The sequence below is a fragment of the Streptomyces maremycinicus genome (assembly GCF_001184025.1).
Taxonomy (GTDB): Bacteria; Actinomycetota; Actinomycetes; order Streptomycetales; family Streptomycetaceae; genus Streptomyces; species Streptomyces maremycinicus.
The window spans coordinates 354,535-373,269 of the sequence record NZ_BBYG01000013.1 but is presented as its reverse complement, the minus strand read 5'-3'; the positions used below and the strand labels follow the sequence as shown (position 1 = coordinate 373,269).

At 73.6% G+C, this 18,735-nt stretch carries 15 protein-coding genes; 9 read left to right on the top strand and 6 right to left on the bottom strand.

All coding sequences use genetic code 11. The features are described 5' to 3' along the window. The first annotated feature begins 20 nt into the window (after positions 1–20). Genes AOQ37_RS17300 through AOQ37_RS17290 form a run of 3 tightly spaced genes read left to right on the top strand, consistent with a single transcriptional unit; the run spans position 21 to position 2,949 of the window. Positions 21–1,586: a 4-coumarate--CoA ligase family protein gene (locus AOQ37_RS17300; protein ID WP_062645426.1), complete on the top strand. Its 1,566-nt coding sequence runs from the start codon at positions 21–23 to the stop codon at positions 1,584–1,586. Beyond that, positions 1,583–2,329, top strand: a complete 747-nt coding sequence (locus AOQ37_RS17295) for an enoyl-CoA hydratase family protein (protein ID WP_062645425.1) — start codon at positions 1,583–1,585, stop codon at positions 2,327–2,329. The genes AOQ37_RS17300 and AOQ37_RS17295 overlap by 4 nt, the downstream gene beginning before the upstream one ends. After that, on the top strand, positions 2,317–2,949 hold the full coding sequence (locus AOQ37_RS17290; protein WP_062645424.1) for a TetR/AcrR family transcriptional regulator: 633 nt from the start codon (positions 2,317–2,319) through the stop codon (positions 2,947–2,949). Before AOQ37_RS17295 ends, AOQ37_RS17290 begins: the two co-directional genes overlap by 13 nt. Before the next feature lie 39 nt (positions 2,950–2,988). Here the strand turns inward: AOQ37_RS17290 and pdxH are convergent, their stop codons facing one another. Further along, positions 2,989–3,669, bottom strand: coding sequence for a pyridoxamine 5'-phosphate oxidase (gene pdxH, locus AOQ37_RS17285; protein WP_062645423.1), 681 nt, complete (start codon positions 3,667–3,669; stop codon positions 2,989–2,991). 318 nt (positions 3,670–3,987) lie between these two features. On the opposite strand from pdxH, the gene AOQ37_RS17280 reads away from it, so the two are divergent. After that, positions 3,988–5,088, top strand: coding sequence for a citrate synthase 2 (locus AOQ37_RS17280; RefSeq protein WP_062645422.1), 1,101 nt, complete (start codon positions 3,988–3,990; stop codon positions 5,086–5,088). A gap of 32 nt (positions 5,089–5,120) precedes the next feature. On the opposite strand, the gene AOQ37_RS17275 is transcribed toward AOQ37_RS17280, so the two are convergent. Continuing rightward, positions 5,121–6,137, bottom strand: a complete 1,017-nt coding sequence (locus AOQ37_RS17275) for an isopenicillin N synthase family dioxygenase (protein ID WP_062645421.1) — start codon at positions 6,135–6,137, stop codon at positions 5,121–5,123. A gap of 709 nt (positions 6,138–6,846) precedes the next feature. Between AOQ37_RS17275 and AOQ37_RS17270 the strand changes: the two genes are divergently transcribed. Beyond that, entirely contained in the window at positions 6,847–8,361 is a 1,515-nt protein-coding gene (locus tag AOQ37_RS17270) for a PAS domain-containing protein (protein ID WP_078890224.1), read from the top strand. Between the two features lie 11 nt (positions 8,362–8,372). Here the strand turns inward: AOQ37_RS17270 and AOQ37_RS17265 are convergent, their stop codons facing one another. After that, entirely contained in the window at positions 8,373–9,128 is a 756-nt protein-coding gene (locus tag AOQ37_RS17265) for an SIS domain-containing protein (protein ID WP_062645419.1), read from the bottom strand. A gap of 261 nt (positions 9,129–9,389) precedes the next feature. Between AOQ37_RS17265 and AOQ37_RS17260 the strand changes: the two genes are divergently transcribed. Together AOQ37_RS17260 and AOQ37_RS17255 are read left to right on the top strand one after the other, a co-directional pair. Continuing rightward, the gene (locus AOQ37_RS17260; RefSeq protein WP_020130217.1) at positions 9,390–10,082 is read left to right on the top strand and encodes an iron-dependent transcriptional repressor DtxR; all 693 of its coding nucleotides are present in this window, start codon (positions 9,390–9,392) and stop codon (positions 10,080–10,082) included. A gap of 518 nt (positions 10,083–10,600) precedes the next feature. Beyond that, positions 10,601–11,557, top strand: a complete 957-nt coding sequence (locus AOQ37_RS17255) for an alpha/beta fold hydrolase (protein ID WP_062645418.1) — start codon at positions 10,601–10,603, stop codon at positions 11,555–11,557. Between the two features lie 279 nt (positions 11,558–11,836). Here AOQ37_RS17255 and AOQ37_RS17250 read toward each other — a convergent pair whose 3' ends face one another. The 3 genes from AOQ37_RS17250 to AOQ37_RS17240 are packed head-to-tail and all read right to left on the bottom strand — an operon-like array spanning position 11,837 to position 14,907. After that, positions 11,837–13,441 (bottom strand): hypothetical protein, encoded by a 1,605-nt coding sequence (locus tag AOQ37_RS17250; RefSeq protein WP_062645417.1) that lies wholly within the window; start codon positions 13,439–13,441, stop codon positions 11,837–11,839. Then, positions 13,438–14,208 (bottom strand): ABC transporter ATP-binding protein, encoded by a 771-nt coding sequence (locus AOQ37_RS17245; RefSeq protein ID WP_062645416.1) that lies wholly within the window; start codon positions 14,206–14,208, stop codon positions 13,438–13,440. Before AOQ37_RS17245 ends, AOQ37_RS17250 begins: the two co-directional genes overlap by 4 nt. A 36-nt stretch (positions 14,209–14,244) precedes the next feature. Continuing rightward, positions 14,245–14,907, bottom strand: a complete 663-nt coding sequence (locus tag AOQ37_RS17240) for a bifunctional DNA primase/polymerase (RefSeq protein WP_107085220.1) — start codon at positions 14,905–14,907, stop codon at positions 14,245–14,247. A 333-nt stretch (positions 14,908–15,240) separates the two neighbouring features. On the opposite strand from AOQ37_RS17240, the gene AOQ37_RS17235 reads away from it, so the two are divergent. Both AOQ37_RS17235 and AOQ37_RS17230 read left to right on the top strand, forming a co-directional pair. Continuing rightward, positions 15,241–16,626, top strand: a complete 1,386-nt coding sequence (locus tag AOQ37_RS17235; protein WP_062645415.1) for an NsdA family TPR-like regulatory protein — start codon at positions 15,241–15,243, stop codon at positions 16,624–16,626. A gap of 213 nt (positions 16,627–16,839) precedes the next feature. Continuing rightward, positions 16,840–18,693 carry a hypothetical protein gene (locus AOQ37_RS17230; protein WP_062645414.1) on the top strand — a complete coding sequence of 618 codons (1,854 nt, stop codon included), beginning with the start codon at positions 16,840–16,842 and terminating at the stop codon, positions 18,691–18,693. Positions 18,694–18,735: the final 42 nt, after the last annotated feature.

Here is an 18,735-nt window from a genome sequence, read left to right as displayed (position 1 = left end):
GGCGCGCGCGAGGAGGAACCATGTTCCGCAGCGAGTTCGCAGACGTCCCGCCCGTAGAACTCCCCATCCACGAGGCCGTGCTGGGCCGCGCGGCCGAGTTCGGCGAACTGCCGGCGCTCGTCGACGGCACGGACGGCACCACCCTCACCTACGACCAGGTGGACCGGTTCCACCGCCGGGTCTCCGCCGCGTTCGCCGAGGCCGGGGTCCGCAAGGGCGACGTACTGGCCCTGCACAGCCCCAACACCGTCGCCTTCCCGCTCGCCTTCTACGCGGCCACGCGCGCGGGCGCCACGGTCACCACCGTGCACCCGCTCGCCACCGCCGAGGAGTTCGCCAAACAGCTCGGGGACTCCGCCGCCCGCTGGATCGTCACGGTCTCCCCGCTGCTCCAGACGGCCCGGCGGGCGGCCGAACTCGCGGGCGGCGTCGAGGAGATCTTCGTCTGCGACACCGCCGCCGGACACCGTTCGCTCGTCGACATGCTGGGCTCGGCGGCCCCCGAACCGCACGTGGACATCGACCCGGTGGAAGACGTGGCGGCCCTGCCGTACTCCTCGGGCACGACCGGTGTCCCCAAGGGCGTGATGCTCACCCACCGGCAGATCGCCACCAACCTCGCCCAGCTCCGGTCGGTGATGTCCGCCGGACCGGGTGACCGCATCCTCGCCGTGCTGCCGTTCTTCCACATCTACGGCCTGACCGCCCTGATGAACGCGCCCCTGCGGCAGGGCGCCACCGTCGTGGTGCTGCCCCGCTTCGACCTGGAGAGCTTCCTCGCCGCCATCCAGGACCACCGCATCACCGGCCTGTACGTGGCTCCGCCGATCGTCCTCGCCCTCGCCAAGCACCCGGCGGTCGCCCGGTACGACCTGTCGTCCCTGCGGTACGTCGTCAGCGCGGCCGCGCCGCTGGACGCCGCCCTCGCCGCCGCCTGCGCCGAGCGCCTGAACCTGCCCCCGGTCGGCCAGGCCTACGGCATGACGGAACTGTCCCCGGGCACCCATGTCGTCCCGCTCGACGCCATGCGGGACGCCCCCGCGGGCACCGTCGGCAAGCTCATCGCCGGCACCGAGATGCGGATCGTGTCCCTCGACGACCCCGGCAAGGACCTGGAGGCCGGTGAGGCCGGCGAGATCCTCATCCGGGGACCGCAGATCATGAAGGGCTACCTGGGGCGCCCCGACGCCACCGCCGACATGATCGACGGCGACGGCTGGCTGCACACCGGCGACGTGGGGCGGGTCGACGCGGACGGCTGGCTGTTCGTCGTCGACCGCGTCAAGGAACTGATCAAGTACAAGGGCTTCCAGGTGGCCCCGGCCGAGCTCGAGGCCCTGCTGCTCACCCACCCCGGCATAGCGGACGCGGCCGTCATCGGTGTCTACGACGACGGCAACGAGGTCCCGCACGCGTACCTGGTCCGCCAGCCCACCTCGCCCGATCTCTCCGAGGGCGAGATCGCGATGTACGTCGCCGAGCGGGTCGCCCCCTACAAGCGCGTCCGCCGGGTCACGTTCATCGACGCCGTGCCGCGCGCCGCCTCCGGGAAGATCCTGCGCCGCCGACTGAGGGAGCGTGCATGACGACCGCCCTGGTCGGACGGACCCGCCTGCGGGGCGTGGAGATCCTCAGTCTCGACTCGCCCGCCACCCGCAACGCCCTGTCGAACGCCCTCGTGAGCGAGCTGACGGACGCGCTCGGGGCCTGCGACAAGGACGACGGCGTACGCGCCGTCGTCCTCACCCACACCGGAAACACCTTCAGTGCCGGAGCCGACCTGAAGGATCCCCCGCGGCCGCACGCGGTGCCCGCGCTGCTGCGGCGGATCCTCGAACTGCGCAAGCCCGTGGTGGCCCGGGTCGCCGGGCATGTGCGGGCGGGCGGGCTGGGCCTGCTCGGCGCCTGCGACCTCGCGTTCGCCTCCGGGACGGCGACCTTCGCGTTCACGGAGGTGCGCCTCGGGGTCGCGCCGGCCGTCATCTCCCTGCCGCTGCTGCCGCGCGTCGACCCGCGGGCCCTCGCCCGCTACTGCCTCACCGGCGAGACCTTCGGCGCGGCCGAGGCGGCCCGGATCGGCCTCGTCACCCACTCGGCCGGCGACGGCGACCTGGACGAGGCCCTCGCGCCCGCCCTCGACGGACTGCGCAGGGCCGCGCCCACGGCCCTGGCCAGGACGAAGGAGCTGCTCACGGCTAAGGTGCTGGAGGCCCTCGTCGAGGACGCGGGCGCGATGACCGAGCTCTCGGCCTCGTTGTTCGCAGGCCCCGAAGCCCGCGAGGGACTGACGGCCTTCCTCGAACGACGGGATCCTCCATGGGTGTTGTGACCACGGACGACCGCGGGCCGGGCGACCGCACCCCGGGCGACCGGGTGCCCAAGCAGGACCGCAGCCGGGCCACCCGGCAGCGGCTCCTGGCGGCCGCCGTGGCCTGCCTGGCCGAACGCGGCTGGGCGGGCTCCACGGTCACCGTCGTCGCCGAACGCGCGGGCGTCTCCCGGGGCGCGGCCCAGCACCACTTCCCCACCCGTGAGGACCTCTTCACCGCGGCCGTCGAGTATGTCGCCGAGGAACGCTCGGACGCGTTGCGCGCGCTGTTCCCGCAGGGTGCGACGGGGGATCGGCGCGCCGCCGTCGCCGCCCTCGTGGACCTCTACACCGGCCCGCTCTTCCGCGCCGCCCTGCACCTGTGGGTGGCCGCCTCCAACGAGGAGCAGCTGCGCCCGCGGGTGACCGAGCTGGAGGCCCGCGTGGGCCGCGAGAGCCACCGCATCGCCGTCGAGCTGCTGGGCGCCGACGAGTCCGCCCCCGGCGTCCGTGAGACGGTCCAGGGCCTGCTGGACATGGCCCGCGGCCTCGGCCTCGCCAACCTCCTCACCGACGACGGGGGCCGCCGCGAGCGAGTGGTGGCGCAGTGGGCGGGCCTGCTGGACGACGCCCTCGGCTGAACCCGCCCGGGGGTCCGAGTCCCCCCGCGGACGATGCCGTCAGGGGCTGAGCCGCTCGACCCGCCAGCTCCCGTCCGGCCGCGCCACGTACCGCAGCCGGTCGTGCAGCCGGTTCAGGCGGCCCTGCCAGAACTCCACCGACTCCGGGGCCACCCGGAAACCGCCCCAGTGCGGCGGCACCGGCACCTGCTCGCCCTCCGGGTAGCGGGCCGCCAGCTCGGCGTAGGAGGCGTCGAGAACGGCCCGGTCGGCGATCACCGAGGACTGGGCGCTGGCCCAGGCGCCGAGCTGGGAGCCGTGCGGCCGGGTCCGGAAGTAGGCGGCCGTCTCGTCCCGCCCGGTGCGCCGCGCCACTCCGCGCACGATGACCTGCCGGGCCATCGGATGCCAGGGGAAGAGCAGCGAGACGTACGGGTTCTCGGCGAGGTCGTGGGCCTTGCGGGAGTCGTAATTGGTGTAGAAGACGAAGCCCTGCTCGTCGAAGTGCTTCAGCAGCACCGTGCGCGAGCCGGGCCGGCCCTCGGCGTCCGCGGTGGAGACGACCATGGCGTTCGGCTCGAAGAGATGGGCCTCGACGGCCGCGTCCTTGAACCAGCGGGCGAACTGCTCCACGGGTGTGGCGGCCAGCTCGGCCTCGGCGAGCCCCTCGGCCCGGTACTGCTTGCGCATGGCGGCGGGATCGGGGGCGGGGCCGGGGAAGACGGCGTCTGCGTCGGTCACGTGGTCATCTTGCCGTATGGCCCGGCGGGGCAGACCGGTCCACCAAAGGTGGCACTGAGTGCCGCGACCACTCCCCAAGGGTGGCACTCGGAGATATGGTGCAGAGGCACCCGCAGCCGCCGTCCCGCCCCGGCGGGGTGCCGACCGGGTGACCGACGGCCGCACGGGGCATCAGTGGAGTACCGCCCCCACCCGCCCCACACCCCCCTCCGCTCCCTCCCGTTCCAGTCCCCCGGTTCCACCCGCTCCGTCCCAGCCCCTCCGTTCCACCTCTTCCGTCCCGCACATCCCGTCGCACACATCACGAGGAGCCGCCCGATGTCCGACTTCGTACCCGGACTCGAAGGAGTCGTCGCGTTCGAGACGGAGATCGCCGAACCCGACAAGGAGGGCGGCGCCCTGCGGTACCGGGGCGTCGACATCGAGGACCTGGTCGGCCATGTCTCCTTCGGCAACGTCTGGGGGCTGCTCGTCGACGGCGCCTTCAACCCCGGCCTGCCGCCCGCCGAGCCGTTCCCGATCCCCGTCCACTCCGGTGACATCCGCGTCGACGTGCAGTCCGCGCTCGCCATGCTCGCCCCCGTCTGGGGCCTCAAGCCGCTCCTCGACATCGATGCCGAGCAGGCCCGCGCCGACCTCGCCCGCGCCGCCGTCATGGCCCTCTCCTACGTCGCCCAGTCCGCCCGCGGCCAGGGCCGGCCGATGGTCCCGCAGCGGGAGATCGACAAGGCACAGTCCGTCGTCGAGCGGTTCATGATCCGCTGGCGCGGCGAGCCGGACCCCAAGCACGTGGCCGCGGTGGACGCCTACTGGACGTCGGCCGCCGAACACGGCATGAACGCGTCCACGTTCACCGCGCGCGTGATCGCCTCCACGGGCGCCGACGTCGCCGCCGCCCTGTCCGGCGCCGTGGGAGCCATGTCGGGTCCGCTGCACGGCGGCGCCCCCTCCCGCGTGCTCGGCATGATCGAGGAGATCGAGCGGACCGGGGACGCGGAGGCGTACGTCAAACAGGCCCTCGACAAGGGCGAGCGGCTCATGGGTTTCGGCCACCGCGTCTACCGCGCCGAGGACCCCCGCGCGCGGGTGCTGCGCCGTACCGCCCGTGAGCTGGGCGCGCCCCGCTTCGAGATCGCCGAAGCCCTGGAGAAGGCGGCCCTCGCGGAACTCCACGCCCGCCGCCCCGACCGGGTCCTGGCGACGAACGTCGAGTTCTGGGCGGCCATCATCCTGGACTTCGCCGAGGTCCCGGCGCACATGTTCACCTCGATGTTCACCTGCGCCCGCACGGCGGGTTGGTCGGCGCACATCCTGGAGCAGAAGCGCACCGGCCGTCTGGTCCGCCCCTCGGCCCGCTACATCGGCCCCGGCTCCCGCAACCCCCGCGAGATCGAGGGCTACGGGGCCATCAGCGGCTAGGCCGCGGCGTCACCCGCGGCACCCACCCGGCGTCACGCGGGGCTGAGCAGCTCCGCGTGATGCCGTTCGGCCACCAGCGGGTGGGCCCGCAGCTTGCCCTTGAGTTCGTTGAAGCCGTACTCGGCGAAGAGCGGGTTGGCCGGGTCGTCGGTCACGCCGGGCGCGGTGGAGGCGTGCGGGAAGGGCAGCGGCTCGACGCGGGCGTCCAGACGAGGGTTGTAGAAGAAGGGCACGGAGAACCGCTCGACCGCGCTCGGCGGCGACACGACCCGGTGGTTGGTGGCCACCAGATACCCGTCGGTCGCCACCTCCAGCAGCTCGCCCAGGTTGACCACGAAGGCGCCGGGCAGCGGCGGGACGTCGTGGAACAGCCCGTCCGCGCGCTGCACCTGGAGCCCGCCGACCTCATCCTGGAGCAGGAGCGTGAGGAACCCGTAGTCCTTGTGCGCCCCCACGCCCTGACCCGCGCCGTCGCCCGCGCTGCCCGGGTACCGCACGAGCTTCAGATGCGGATGCGCCCGCTCCCCGAAAGCCCGGTCGTAGAAATCGACGGGAGCCCCGATCGAGGCGAGCAGCTCGTGCAGCAGCTTCTCGGCGACGGTGCTCAGCCGCTCGATCCACGCGAGCGCGGCGGTGCGCAGCGCGGGCAGCCCGGCGGGCCACTGGTTGGGCCCCTCCAGCCACCAGTAGGCGGGCTCGTCGGGGCCCGGTGCCCGGGCGGGCCGCTCGGCGCCTATGTCGAGCTGGTCCCGCCAGTCCTGCCGCCCGCCGGTCCGCTCGTCGCCGGTCCGGGTGTAGCCGCGGAAGTGCGGCGAGTTCACGTTGTCGATGGCGAGCCGCTCGGCCTCGGGCAGCGCGAAGAAGGCCCGCATGGCGGACAGCAGCTCACCGGTCTCCCGCTCCCCGACCCCGTGCCCGACCAGCTGGAAGAATCCCACGTCGTGCGCGGCGCTGTGCAACTGCGCGTGCAGCAGGGCCCGTGCCTGGGGACCGCGGTCGGCGGCGGAGAGATCGATGATCGGCAGTTGCTGGTACGACGGGTTCGTCATGGTACGTCCGCAGGTGTACGGGGGGCCGGCCGCCGCCGTGGGTGGGGCGGCGCACGGGTGCCCGGTGGGCAGGGAGGGAGGGAGTGCGAGGAACGCGGGCGGCGGTGGACCGCGGAAGGGGCCGGAAGCTCAGAGGGAGCGTCGACAGCCCATGCTCGTGACGCGGACGTAGTCCACGTGGCGGCGTCGAACGAGCGAAAGCATGCGCCCAGGGTACTGCCTGACGAAAGATCCGTACGTGGCGCGGATCACGGCCCGCAAACCCTGCGGGCGGAGGGCGCGGGCGCAGGGCCGGAAAAAGCAGACGACCCGCGAGTCTGGTCCTCGCTCAGGAGGGCCGGCCGGACGTACCGGCGACTCGCGGGTCGGGTGACTGCGTTGAATTGGCCGGTTGCGCGCGACTCACACGCGCCGGTCCGGCACCGCACTCAGTGGGCGACGGGCCACTAGCCCGCAGCCACCTCCGACGTCCGGTGTGCATACATGCTTCGGACCACCTCCTTTCCTTCGGTACCGAACACCCTAGGAAGCCGTCCCCGCTCGCTCAAGTGTTTTTCCGGGATGTTGACCCGGCGGACCGGGAGGCGATTCCCTGGCCGCGTGAACGATCTTCGCCGCGGCTCCCGCCCCGTCGTGGCCGGGGCGCGCTACAACGATTCCTCTGCAATCTTGCGGGAACCATATGTGGGCTGCGTCACGTTCGAGTTGAATGAGGGCACGTGAGCGAACCTGCCAGGGGGTCCAGGTGAGTGCTTCCCGACGGAGTGGGACCACCGACGAGCTGGGGCCGGACGAGCCCGAGCGGTCGGGCGGCGACGGCCCCACGCCCCCGGAGGGCGCGGAGCCCTCGCCCGGTCCGGTCGGCCCGGACGGCACCGATCTGCTCGCCGCGCTGCTCGACGGCATGGACGCGGCGCTCTGCGCGTTCGACGGCGACGGCATCGTCACCCACTGGAACCGCGAGGCCGAGCGCATCCTCGGCTGGACCGCCGCCGAGGCGGTCGGCCGGCGCGGCTTCGCGGGCTGGGCCGTGCGCGAGGCCGACGCCGGGGACATCGAGGACCGGCTGATGTCCGCCATGCACGCGCCGGGCCGCCAGGTCCACGAGTTCGCGCTGCTGACCAAGGACGGCGGCCGGGTCCTCGTGCGCAGCCAGTCCGCCGCCGTGCGCGGGCCGGACGGCAAACCCGCGGGGCTGTACTTCGCGTTCAGCGAGGTGCACGCCCAGATCGACCTGGAGCGCTCCATCGCGCTCAGCGAGGCGCTCTTCGAGGACGCCTCCTGGGGGGTCGTCCTGGTCGACGCCGACCTGCGCCCCGCCGTCGTCAACGCGCACGCCGCCCGGGCGCTCGGCACGGGCCGTACGGCCGCCCTGGGCCGCCCGCTGGGCGATCTGCTCACCCAGGGCGTCGAGGAGCTGGAGAACGCGCTGACCCACGTCCTCGCGGAGGGTCCTCCGCCCGCCCCCGCCGAGCTGTGGGTCGGGGTGCGCACCCCGGAGGGCGAGAAGCGGCGCTGCTGGCGCAGCGGCTTCCTGCGACTGGCCTCGCCGCTCGCCGAGGAGCCGGTGCCCCTCGGGGTCGGCTGGATCTTCCAGGACGTCACCGAGGCCAAGCAGGGCGAGCAGGAGGCCTCGCTGCTGCGCTTCCGCGCCAACCAGCTGCACCGGGCCGCGCGCGCGGCCGCCGAGTGCGAGGACCCCGCCGAAGCGGCCACCGTGCACCTCGACTTCGCGCTCGCCGGCTTCGCCGACCACGCCCTGGTCGACCGGGTGATGGGCGGCGCGCGGGCCGACGCGGAGGGCGCCGGGCCGCCGCGGCTGATGCGGGTCGCGGCCACCCCGTCGGGCGGGCCGGGTCCCAGCGCGCTCACCGGGCACACGGGTCTGCCCGTCCGCTACGGCGAGACGCACCCCGCGCTCCAGTGCGTGGCGCGGGCCGGTTCGGTGCGCGCCGGCGCGGGCTCCGCGCCGGCCGACGAGGCGCGGGAGTGGGCGCGGGCGCGCCTGTGGCCCGAGGACACGGTGCACGCGCTGTGCGCGGTGCTGCGCAGCCGGGGCCGCACCCTGGGGGTGGTGACGTTCCTGCGCGGCGGTGGCCGTACGGCCTTCGAGCGGTCCGACGCGGCCTACGCCGAGGATGTCGCGGTCCGGATAGCCGCGGCGCTGGACCTCGCCGATCTGACCGGGACGGCCGACGCCGCGGGCCCGGGCGACGGCGCCTGACCCGGCCGGGATCAGCGGCGGTAGAAGATCCGGTCCCGGTACTCCTCCATGATCCGTCCGTTCCAGTCGTGGCCGCCGTCGACGTTGCCGGAGCGCAGCAGCGGCGGCTCGATGCCGCGCTCGGCGAGGACACCTGCGGCGGTGGCCATCACGGCCTGGAGGAGGGCCGAGGTGACGACCGTGGAGGCCGGGGCGAAGGGCGCGGGGACGGTGTCGAGGGTGAGCTCGGCGTCGCCGACCGCGATCTTCGAGTCGAGGACGACGTCGCAGTGGTCCTTCAGGAACGTCCCGGAGGCGTGCCGGGACGCCGTCTGCGCGGCGTAGGCCACCGACGTCAGGCCGATGACCCGGACGCCCAGGGCGCGGGCGGTCTGGGCCATCTCGACGGGCAGGGCGTTGCGGCCGGACAGCGAGACGATGACGAGGGCGTCGCCCGCGCGCAGGGGCGAGGTGTCCAGGACGGCGCTCGCGAGGCCGTCGACGCGCTCCAGCGCCGAGCCGAGGGTGGCGGGGGTGACGTCGACGCCGACGACGCCCGGGACCGCGAGCAGGTTCATCAGGGCGAGGCCGCCCGCGCGGTAGACGATGTCCTGGGCGGCCAGGGAGGAGTGACCGGCGCCGAAGGCGAAGAGGCGACCGCCGGCGGCCACGGTGTCGGCGAGGAGCGTGCCGGCGGCCTCGACGGTGTCGGCCTCCTCGTCGCGGGCCCGCTGGAGCAGGGCGATCGCGGCGTCGAAGAACTGGGCGGCGAGCTGGCGGTCGCTCATCCGTGGGGCCCCTTTGCCGTAGCGGGTGTGCGTGTCGCGGATCACCGTGCGGTCTGGACCAGTGCGCTGTCAATACGCCCGGTGACGGTGGTGCGGGCGGGGCGGGGGAGGGCCTCGCGGCGGGGGTGCGCGCCCCGATGTAACCGCCTCGTTTCAACGGCGCGGCACGCTTGTCAGTGGTATCCGGCAGAATTGGGTCCAGGGCAAGCGCACGCGCCGGAGAGCCGTCCAGCCTTCGGCAGAGCTAATCGAGGGGCACACATGTCCGGACTGATCGACACCACGGAGATGTATCTCCGCACCATCCTCGAGCTGGAAGAGGAAGGCGTGGTGCCCATGCGAGCCCGGATCGCCGAACGCCTCGACCAGAGCGGGCCGACGGTCAGCCAGACGGTGGCGCGCATGGAGCGCGACGGCCTGGTCTCCGTGGCCAGCGACCGGCACCTCGAGCTCACCGACGAGGGCCGCCGGCTGGCCACGCGCGTGATGCGCAAGCACCGCCTCGCCGAGTGTCTGCTCGTCGACGTGATCGGCCTGGAGTGGGAGCAGGTGCACGCCGAGGCCTGTCGCTGGGAGCACGTGATGAGCGAGGCCGTCGAGCGTCGCGTACTGGAGCTGCTGCGGCACCCGACCGAGTCGCCGTACGGCAACCCGATCCCGGGCCTGGAGGAGCTGGGCGAGAAGGACGGCGCCGACCCGTTCCTGGACGAGGGCATGGTCTCGCTGGCCGACCTCGACCCGGGCCTGGAGGGCAAGACGGTCGTCGTGCGCCGTATCGGCGAGCCGATCCAGACGGACGCGCAGCTGATGTACACGCTGCGCCGCGCGGGCGTGCAGCCCGGCTCGGTGGTGAGCGTGACGGAGTCGGCGGGCGGTGTCCTGGTGGGCAGCGGCGGCGAGGCGGCCGAGCTGGAGTCGGACGTCGCGTCCCACGTGTTCGTCGCGAAGCGCTGAGTTCCGTCCCGGCGGTCACGGGTCGTCGTACGGGCGGCCGCGGGTCGTCGTCGAAACGCTGAGCATTGTTCAACTCCTGGGGAGCGCGGGCAAGTTGGGGTGTTCCGTCGATCTCGTCGAATCGCAGATTCCCTGTGTCGAATCGCAGCGCTCCGGCGCTTCACGTGCCAGGCTGTCGCGTGGGGCATATGACCTGAGGGGGCCGGATGCCGTGCCGCGGAGCAGTGGAGAGCCCCGGTGCCGTACGGCACCGGGGCCTGTCCTCCCCTGTTCCGACCCGGAGCCCCGAGCTCTCAGGGTCGTTCCCCTCGGACCGATTTCCCCGAGCGGTCCGCCTCCCGTTGGAGATCTCCCCTGGGCGGCGGGGATCATTCCTTGAGTGTGGTCACTCGAACGAGGGGTGTTGTGCGCGGAGAGTGCATTTCTCGAAAGGCCATTCGATAGCCTGCGGGTGATTGAAGGCAGTACGAAGGCATCGGAAGCGCAGCGGTATGACGGCTAGGGGGGTGCCAGGACCTATGGCGCGACGCATCGACGTGACCGGGGCGGGCGGCGTACGTCTGGCGGCCTGGGAGTTCGGTGACCCGCCCAAGGGCGACCCGGCGACCGTGGCGACGGACCCTGAGATTCCGCCGCAGTCGGTACGGACGCCGGAGGGGGGCCGGCTCGCGGCGCCCCTCGAGAACGGCACCGGAAGCAGGCCGGGCGTCCTGTTACTGCACGGTCTGATGGGCCGGGCCTCGCACTGGGCGTCCACCGCCCGCTGGCTCTCCGAGCGGCACCGCGCGGTCGCCCTCGACCAGCGCGGCCACGGTCAGAGCGCGAAGTCGCCCGAGGCCGCCTTCACCCGTGAGGCCTACGTCGAGGACGCGGAGGCCGCCCTGGAGCAGCTCGGCCTCGCCCCCGCCGTCCTCATCGGCCACGCCATGGGCGCGCTCACCGCGTGGCAGCTCGCCGCCAAGCGCCCCGACCTGGTGCGGGGCCTGATCGTCTGCGACATGCGCGCCTCCGCGCTGGGAGCGGCCTCGCAGCGCGAGTGGGGCGACTGGTTCAAGTCCTGGCCCGCCCCCTTCGCCACGCTCGCCGACGTCCGCAAGTGGTTCGGCGAGGACGACCCGTGGGTGGAGCGCCCCAACCCGTCCCGGGGCGAGTTCTACGCCGAGGTGATGCAGGAGTCGCCGGACGGCTGGCGTCCCGTCTTCGAGCCCGAGCAGATGCTCAAGTCCCGCGAGACCTGGGTCTACGACGCGCACTGGGAGGAGCTCACCCAGGTGCAGTGCCCGGCGCTCGTGGTGCGCGGCCTGGACGGCGAGCTCGGTCGCGCCGAGGCGCAGGAGATGGTGCGGGTCCTGCCCCGCGGCGCGTACGCGGAGGTCGCCGACGCCGGGCACCTCGTGCACTACGACCAGCCGGAGGGCTGGCGCACAGCGATCGAACCGTTCCTCGACGCCGTACTCACCCCTGAAGCCCCGTGAGGCACGCGAGGCCCGTGATGCCCGCGCGGCTCGTGAGGCTGTGGACACGTGACGCCGTGAGGCTCGTGCGGCCCGTGAGGCAGACAGGCGAGGCTCGTGCGGCTCGGGTGGCGCGTGTGGGGCATCTGATCCCCGCGCGGCCCGCGGAGGCCGCCTGTGCCTGCCGGCACGCCTGAGTGCCCGCTGGCCGCGCCTGGCCTGCCGACACCGCCTGAGGCCCGCTGAGGCCCGCAGAGGACCGCTCCGGCGGGCTGAGGCCCGTTGAGGGAGGGCCGGGGGTCAGCCCTTGCTGACCGCGGTCAGGATCTCCGGGAGGCGCGTCGCCGTCCGGGGCGCGGCCAGGCGCAGTCCCAGCAGCGTGATCGCCGCTCCGTACACCGCGCCCCCCGGCAGCAGCAGCCAGGTCCAGGAGTCCCCGCCCTCGGTGACGTGCAGCCAGATCGTCACCGCGATGACGGGCGCGCACAGCAGGGCCGCCGAGACCATCCCGCCGAAGATCGCGATCCAGGCGAGACCGGCCTGACCCGGGGCGACGTTCTTGTAGCCCTCCTGCGGGATCGAGTAGGGGAAGCGGGCCGAGGTCCAGGCGCCCGTCGCCAGCATCGCGCCCAGCAGGGCCAGGGACAGCCCCAGCGCCTCGGGCAGCTTCGACCAGTCGCCGAGCATCGCCGTCGTCAGCACCGTCACCAGCGTCGCGTACGGCAGGGTGATCAGCAGCAGCGCCAGCGCCCGCGCGCGCAGTTCGACATAGGCGTCCCGGCGCGAGGAGATCGTCATCGCGACCATCCAGAACGCGGACGTGTCCTGCCCGAACTGGTTGTACATCTGGATGCCGAGCATCCCGGCGGCGAAGCACGCGAAGTAGATCGAGCCGGTGCCCTGGAGGGCGTTGAGGACGGGCACGATCAGCCCGATGGCCAGCGAGGTCACCCAGGCCGCCTTCGTCTTCGGATCGCGCCAGATGTAGCGCAGTCCGCGCTCCATCACGGTGCCGGTGCGGCCGCCAGGCAGCAGCCGCCCGAGCCCCGAGCTCCGCCGTTCCCGCGCGGCCGGCTCGGCCGCCTGGAGGGTGGAGCCGTCGGGCGAGATCATCAACCGGGTCAGACTCCGCGTCCACGCCCGCACCAGCAGCGCCACGGCGCCCGCGCTGACGGCGAGCTGCGCGGCGGCGACCCCGTAGGCGCCCTCGCTCACCGAGTCCACCGCGCCGATCGCCGAAGCGGGCGGCAGCCAGCGCAGCACGTCCGCCGCCGGGTCGAGCTGCCCGAGACCGGACGTCCCGAGCCGCTGCGCCCCGAAGTTGACGACCTGCGCCCCGATCGCGATGACCAGCCCGCTCAGTACCGCGAGATCGCGTCCCTTGCGGCTGGTCAGCAGCCGGATGTTGGCGGCGGCCACGGCCCGGGCGAGCGCCACGCACACCAGCAGCCCGAGGGCGACGGCGAGCACGCCCACCGCCCACGCGGCGGCCCCGTGCGCCACCGACACCACCGATCCCACCAGCATCAGCAGCGTGAACAGCGGCCCGATGCCCACCAGCGAGGCCGCCAGCAGCGCCCGCACCAGCGGCCGGGGCCGCAGCGGCAGCATCACCAGCCGGGTCGGGTCCAGGGTCTCGTCACCGCTGGGGAAGAACAGCGGCATCACCGCCCAGCCCAGCCCCAGCACCGCGGCGAGGAGCACCACCAGCGACACCGCGTGGTCGTGCCCGCGCAGCGCGATCAGCCCGAGCAGCTGGAGCGCGGCGAACAGCAGGGTGACGACGGCGGAGGCGACGTACGCGGCCCGTCGCCCGCCGGACTGCCGCAGTCCGTTCCGCAGCAGCGACAGCTTCAGCCGTACGACGGTGGGGACGAGGCCCGGCGGGGAGGCCGACCCGCTCACCGGGCCGCCCCGCCGCCCAGCCAGTCGAGGTGGGAGCCGGTGTCCCGGCCCTGTGCCCCGACGAGTTCGAGAAACGCGCGCTGCAAGGAGGGGGCGGACCCCCGCACCTCCTCCAGCGTTCCGTGCGCCCGGATCCGCCCCGCCGCCAGCACCGCCACCCAGTCGCACAGCGACTCGACGAGCTCCATGACGTGGGAGGAGAAGACGACCGTCGCCCCGGACGCCGTGTACCGCTCCAGCACCCCCCGGATGATCTGCGCGGACACCGGGTCGACGCCCTCGAACGGCTCGTCGAGGAAGAGCACTTCGGGGTTGTGCAGCAGCGCGGAGGCGAGCCCGATCTTCTTCCGCATGCCGGTCGAGTAGTCGACGACGAGCTTGTGCTGGGCGCCGGCCAGGTCGAGGACGTCGAGCAGCTGCGTGGCCCGTTTGTCGACCTCGGGACCCGGCAGCCCCCGCAACCGCCCGCTGTAACCGAGCAGTTCACGCCCCGACAGCCGCTCGAACAGCCGTAGCCCCTCCGGCAGCACGCCGATCCGCGCCTTCACCTCGACGGGATCGCGCCACACGTCGTGCCCCACGACCTCGACGGACCCCTGATCGGGCCGCAACAGCCCGGTCACCATCGACAGCGTCGTGGTCTTCCCGGCGCCGTTCGGTCCCACGAGCCCGATGAACTTCCCGGACGGCAGATCGAGATCGATCCCGGCGACGGCGACCTGCTGCCCGAACCGCTTCCAGAGGTTACGCACGCGTACGGACGTCATGCCTGAACCCTACGGCGGAGAAGGCTTCCCGGGGGGTCAGCGATCGCGCCCGCACGCGTAGGCGAGCGGCGAGATCAACTCCTCGGCGTCCGGCAGCCAACGGTTCGCGGCGGTGGGCCGGCACGCCCACTGCACGGCACCCCGGGACCCGAACCGGGTGGGCGGCGCGGCGACGTACATGCCCTCGCCGAGCGTCACGAGGTCCAGCGCGCCCAGCGACCAGCCCAGCTTGCGCACCAGGTCCGGCACCTTCGCCGATGCCCCCGGCAGCACGAAGAACTGCATCCGCCGGTCCGGCGTCAACGTGACGGGACCGAGCGTCAACTCCATCCGCTCCATCCGCGCGAGTGCGAGGAACCCGGCTGTCTCCGGCACGGAGATCGCGTCGAACGTACGCCCGGTCGGCAGCAGGATCGAGGCGGTCGGCTGTTTCTGCCACATCCGGCGCGCGACGGTCGCGCTGCCGGTGGCCTGGGTCGCCCAGTCGGGGCGCGCGGGGTGCGCGCCCGGCGCCGCGCACGCGCCGTCGCCGCAGGAGCAGCGCTGCACTCCGTCGACGGGTTCCAGCCAGGTGCCGGGGAAGACGTCCCAATGACGTTCCTCGGCGTATCGAACAGCGGTCTCGAGCAGCGATTCCCCGCGCTGCTTCGGGATTTGGGTGGCTTCGGCGCCCGCGATGGTCTCTTCCACGATGAACACAACTCTAGCCGTCACCAGGGGTTACGCCCGCCCCAGTGCGCGGGGGAGGAGCATCGATTCCGCGTCCGGGGCGCATGGGTGCACGTGCGGGGGCGCGCGGGAGGAACGGGCGCGGGAGCGGGTAACCAGGAAGAGGGGGCGGGCTTCCGCCATTAACCGGCAATTCTCTGTATTCCTCGGCAAGTCTTGGCAATCCTCACATGCCTCGCATTTTCGCTGTGGCTGTGGGGCATTGATCTTCTCGGCCGGAACTTTTCGGTGGAAGACACGTCAACTCGGTGTGTGGACGGGCACCCGCCGTCCCGGTCACCGCAGCCACAGGGGGTAGTGCCCATGGCCGCAAGGCCGCTAGTCGCGCGGCAGCCGAACGAACGGCTGCAAGCGCTCATCCAGGAGGCGGGGTGCTCGAACGCCGGGCTCGCCCGCCGCGTCAACATGTGTGGCGCCGAGCACGGCCTCGACCTGCGCTACGACAAGACGTCCGTGGCCCGTTGGCTGCGGGGGCAGCAGCCGCGTGGCCGCGCCCCGGCGATCATCGCGGAGGCGCTGGGCCGCAAGCTCGGCCGTACGGTCACGATCGACGAGATCGGCATGGCCAACGGCAAGAACCTCGCCTCGGGCGTGGGTCTCCAGTTCTCGCCGACGGTACTGGGGGCCATCGAGCAGGTCTGCGAGCTGTGGCGCAGCGACGTGGGGCGGCGCGACTTCCTCTCCGGTTCGTCCGTGGCCGCCTCGGCGTTGGTCGAGCCGAGCCGCGACTGGCTGATCTCCTCCCCCGACGCGCAGGTCGCGCGGTCCGCCGGGCCCCGGGTGGGCCTCTCCGACGTCGCGGCCGTCAGGGCGATGACCCAGGCGCTGGTCGAGCTGGACCACCAGTACGGCAGCGGACATGTGCGCCCGGTCGTCGTGCACTACCTCAACAGCGTCGTCTCGGGACTGCTGGCCGGTTCCTACCGCGAGTCGGTGGGCCGGGAACTCTTCGCGGCCGTCGCCCGGTTGACGGAACTCGCCGGTTACATGGCCGTCGACACCGGCCAACCCGGCCTCGCCCAGAGGTACTACATCCAGGCCCTGCGGCTCGCCCAGGCGGCGGGCGACCGGGGGTACGGCGGATACGTCCTCGCCGCCTCCATGAGCCATCTCGCCGCGCAGCTCGGGAACCCGCGGGAGATCGCGCAGTTGGCGCGCGCGGCCCAGGAAGGTGCGCGGGGGCGGGTGACGCCGCGCGCGGAGGCGATGTTCCTCGCGGCCGAGGCGCGCGGCCACGCGCTGCTCGGGGACGCGCGCGGGGCGCAGACGGCGTCCGGGCGGGCGGTGGCGGCGCTGGAGGCGGCCGATCCGTCCGCCGGGGACGACCCCACGTGGATCGCGCACTTCGACGAGGCCTATCTGGCCGACGAGTTGGCGCACTGCCACCGTGACCTGGGCCAGGCCGAGGCGGCGGCGCGCTGCGCCGAGCAGTCCCTGGCCGGGCACCCGGAGAGCCGTGCGCGCCGGCGCGCGATCGGCTACGTCCTGCTGGCGACCGCGCAGGTGCAGCAGCGCGAGATCGAACAGGCCTGCCACACGGGGCTGAAGGCGGTCGAGCTGCTCGAGACGCTCCGCTCCAACCGGGGCGCGGAGTACCTGGAGGACCTCCAGCAGCGGCTGGAACCGTTCCGGGAGGAGTCGGTGGTAAGGGAGTTCGGGGCGCGGCTGGAGCTGAAGGCCGCGGCGTGAACGGACGGGGCGCCGCCGCGTGAACCGGCGGGAAACAGCGCGGCCGTACGCAAGGAGGGCCGGATACAGCGCGCGGCGCTCCGGAACTGTCACCGATGTCACGGTCGGACCCGGTAGGAGGGAGATCACGTTCTGAGCTGCGTGGCACGGGGTTCCGGGGACCCGGTAGCGTGAGCCGACGATTCCGAAGGTCCCCCATTCGTAGGAGTCCCGGTGACGCAGAGTGGACAGGGCGAGGAGCCCTCGGCGCAACCCGCGCGCGAAGGCATCGTGCTGCCCTCCGACGGCGGGGAACCCCTGCTGCCGGGAATGACGACGAACACCCCGAGGGCGGTGCCCCCTCAGGGTCCGCCGCCCGGAACGCCGTCGGGTGAGCAGCCGGGCCGGTACGGCGCCCAGCAGTACGGGCAGCAGCAGTACGGACAGCAGGACGAGTACGGGCGGCAGTACGGGCAGCCCGACTACGGGCAGCACGGGCAGCAGGCGCCCCAGGGGCAGCCCGACTACGGGCAGCAGGCGCCGGCCGGCGGACAGACCTGGGGCGATCCCTGGGGTCCCGCCGCGCAGCAGAGCGCCCCTCAGCAGAGCGCACCCCAGCGGTCCGCCCCGGGCTGGCCGCTCCCGGCCGACCTGACGGACGGGCCCGGCCGTACGGACCAGGCACACCAGCAGCACCAGCAGCACCAGCCGTCGTACCCGCAACAGCCGCAGGGCCAGTGGAACGGCGGGCAGCAGGCCGGGTGGAACGGCGGCACCCCGGCGGGCGCCGGCCCGCTCCCGCCGGAGAGCGCACCGGCGCCGGGAGCGCCCCTGCCGCCGGCCGCCCCCGCGCCGATCGACGAGGGCGCCACCCAGTACATACCGCCGGTCCCGGCCGACCCGGCCGCCGACGGCCATGGCCCGTACCCGCCGCGGTTCGCCGCGCCCGGCGCCGCCGACGAGGGCGCCACCCAGTACCTGCCGCCCGTCCCCGCCGCCCCCCTCGACGAGGGCGCGACGCAGTACATACCGCCGGTCGCACCGGGCGCGCTGCCGCCCGAGGTGCCGGCCGAGTCGACCCACTTCCTCGGCCGGACCCCGCAGCACGGACCGGGGCCGATGCCGTCCGCCGGGACGCAGCCGGGGGCGTACTCCGACTCCGAGCCCACCCAGTACATACCGCCCGTCACCGCGCAGTCCGACGGGGACCGGCAGCCGCCCGCCGAGTTCGAGAACCTGTTCCGCAGCGGGCCGGGCAGCGACAGCCCGGCCGGGTCCACCCAGCAGCTCCCGCGCTTCTCCGAGCCGGACGCCCCCGGCCGCGGCCACGGCGGCGCCCCGGGCTACGGCGCCGGGCCCGCCGCCCGTTCCCCGCAGTCCGGCTACACCCCGCCCGGTGACCCGGCGGCGGGCGGGCGGCGCGGGGTGCGGGACGACGGCGGTGGCCGGGGCGGCCGTACCGGCTCGCGGCTGCCGCTGTTCGCGGCGATCGGCGTGGCCCTCGCGGTCGTCGGCGTCGGCGCGGGCGCGATGCTCGCGGGCGGGGGCGGCGGCGAGGGCGACGACAACCAGACCGTCGCCGCCTCGGCCCCCGCGACCGAGGGGTCCGCTTCGGCGTCCACCGGCGCGGCCGAGCAGCAGGCCACCGAACTCGACAAGCTGCTCGCGGACAGCGGCAGCAGCCGGGCCAGTGTGATCAGCGCGGTGGCCGACGTGAAGGCGTGCGGCAACCTCGCCCAGGCCGCCACGGACCTGCGGGACGCGGCGAAGCAGCGCAACGAACTGGTCACCAGGCTGTCCGCGCTCGAGGTCGACCAGCTGCCGGACCACACGGCGCTGACCACCGCCCTCACCAAGGCGTGGCAGGCGTCCGCGTCCGCCGACGACCACTACGCGGCCTGGGCCGACCAGGTCGCCGCCGACAAGAAGAAGAGCTGCAAGAAGGGCTCGGCCCGCACCACCTCCGAGACCCAGGCCGGCAACCGCGCGAGCGGTACCGCCAGCTCCCAGAAGACGCAGGCCGCGAAGTTGTGGAACAAGATCGCGCGGACCTACGGCCTGACCGAGCGCCAGCCCGTCCAGTTGTAGACGCGGACCGGCCGGGCCGTCGCGGTGGCGGCCCGGCCGGGA

Coding starts and splice junctions, on each gene's coding strand:
- AOQ37_RS17300 (WP_062645426.1), top strand. CDS start 21: ATGTTCCGCAGCGAGTTCGCAGACGTCCCGCCCGTAGAACTCCCCATC.
- AOQ37_RS17295 (WP_062645425.1), top strand. CDS start 1,583: ATGACGACCGCCCTGGTCGGACGGACCCGCCTGCGGGGCGTGGAGATC.
- AOQ37_RS17290 (WP_062645424.1), top strand. CDS start 2,317: ATGGGTGTTGTGACCACGGACGACCGCGGGCCGGGCGACCGCACCCCG.
- AOQ37_RS17280 (WP_062645422.1), top strand. CDS start 3,988: ATGTCCGACTTCGTACCCGGACTCGAAGGAGTCGTCGCGTTCGAGACG.
- AOQ37_RS17275 (WP_062645421.1), bottom strand. CDS start 6,137: ATGACGAACCCGTCGTACCAGCAACTGCCGATCATCGATCTCTCCGCC.
- AOQ37_RS17270 (WP_078890224.1), top strand. CDS start 6,847: ATGAGGGCACGTGAGCGAACCTGCCAGGGGGTCCAGGTGAGTGCTTCC.
- AOQ37_RS17265 (WP_062645419.1), bottom strand. CDS start 9,128: ATGAGCGACCGCCAGCTCGCCGCCCAGTTCTTCGACGCCGCGATCGCC.
- AOQ37_RS17260 (WP_020130217.1), top strand. CDS start 9,390: ATGTCCGGACTGATCGACACCACGGAGATGTATCTCCGCACCATCCTC.
- AOQ37_RS17255 (WP_062645418.1), top strand. CDS start 10,601: ATGGCGCGACGCATCGACGTGACCGGGGCGGGCGGCGTACGTCTGGCG.
- AOQ37_RS17245 (WP_062645416.1), bottom strand. CDS start 14,208: ATGACGTCCGTACGCGTGCGTAACCTCTGGAAGCGGTTCGGGCAGCAG.
- AOQ37_RS17235 (WP_062645415.1), top strand. CDS start 15,241: ATGGCCGCAAGGCCGCTAGTCGCGCGGCAGCCGAACGAACGGCTGCAA.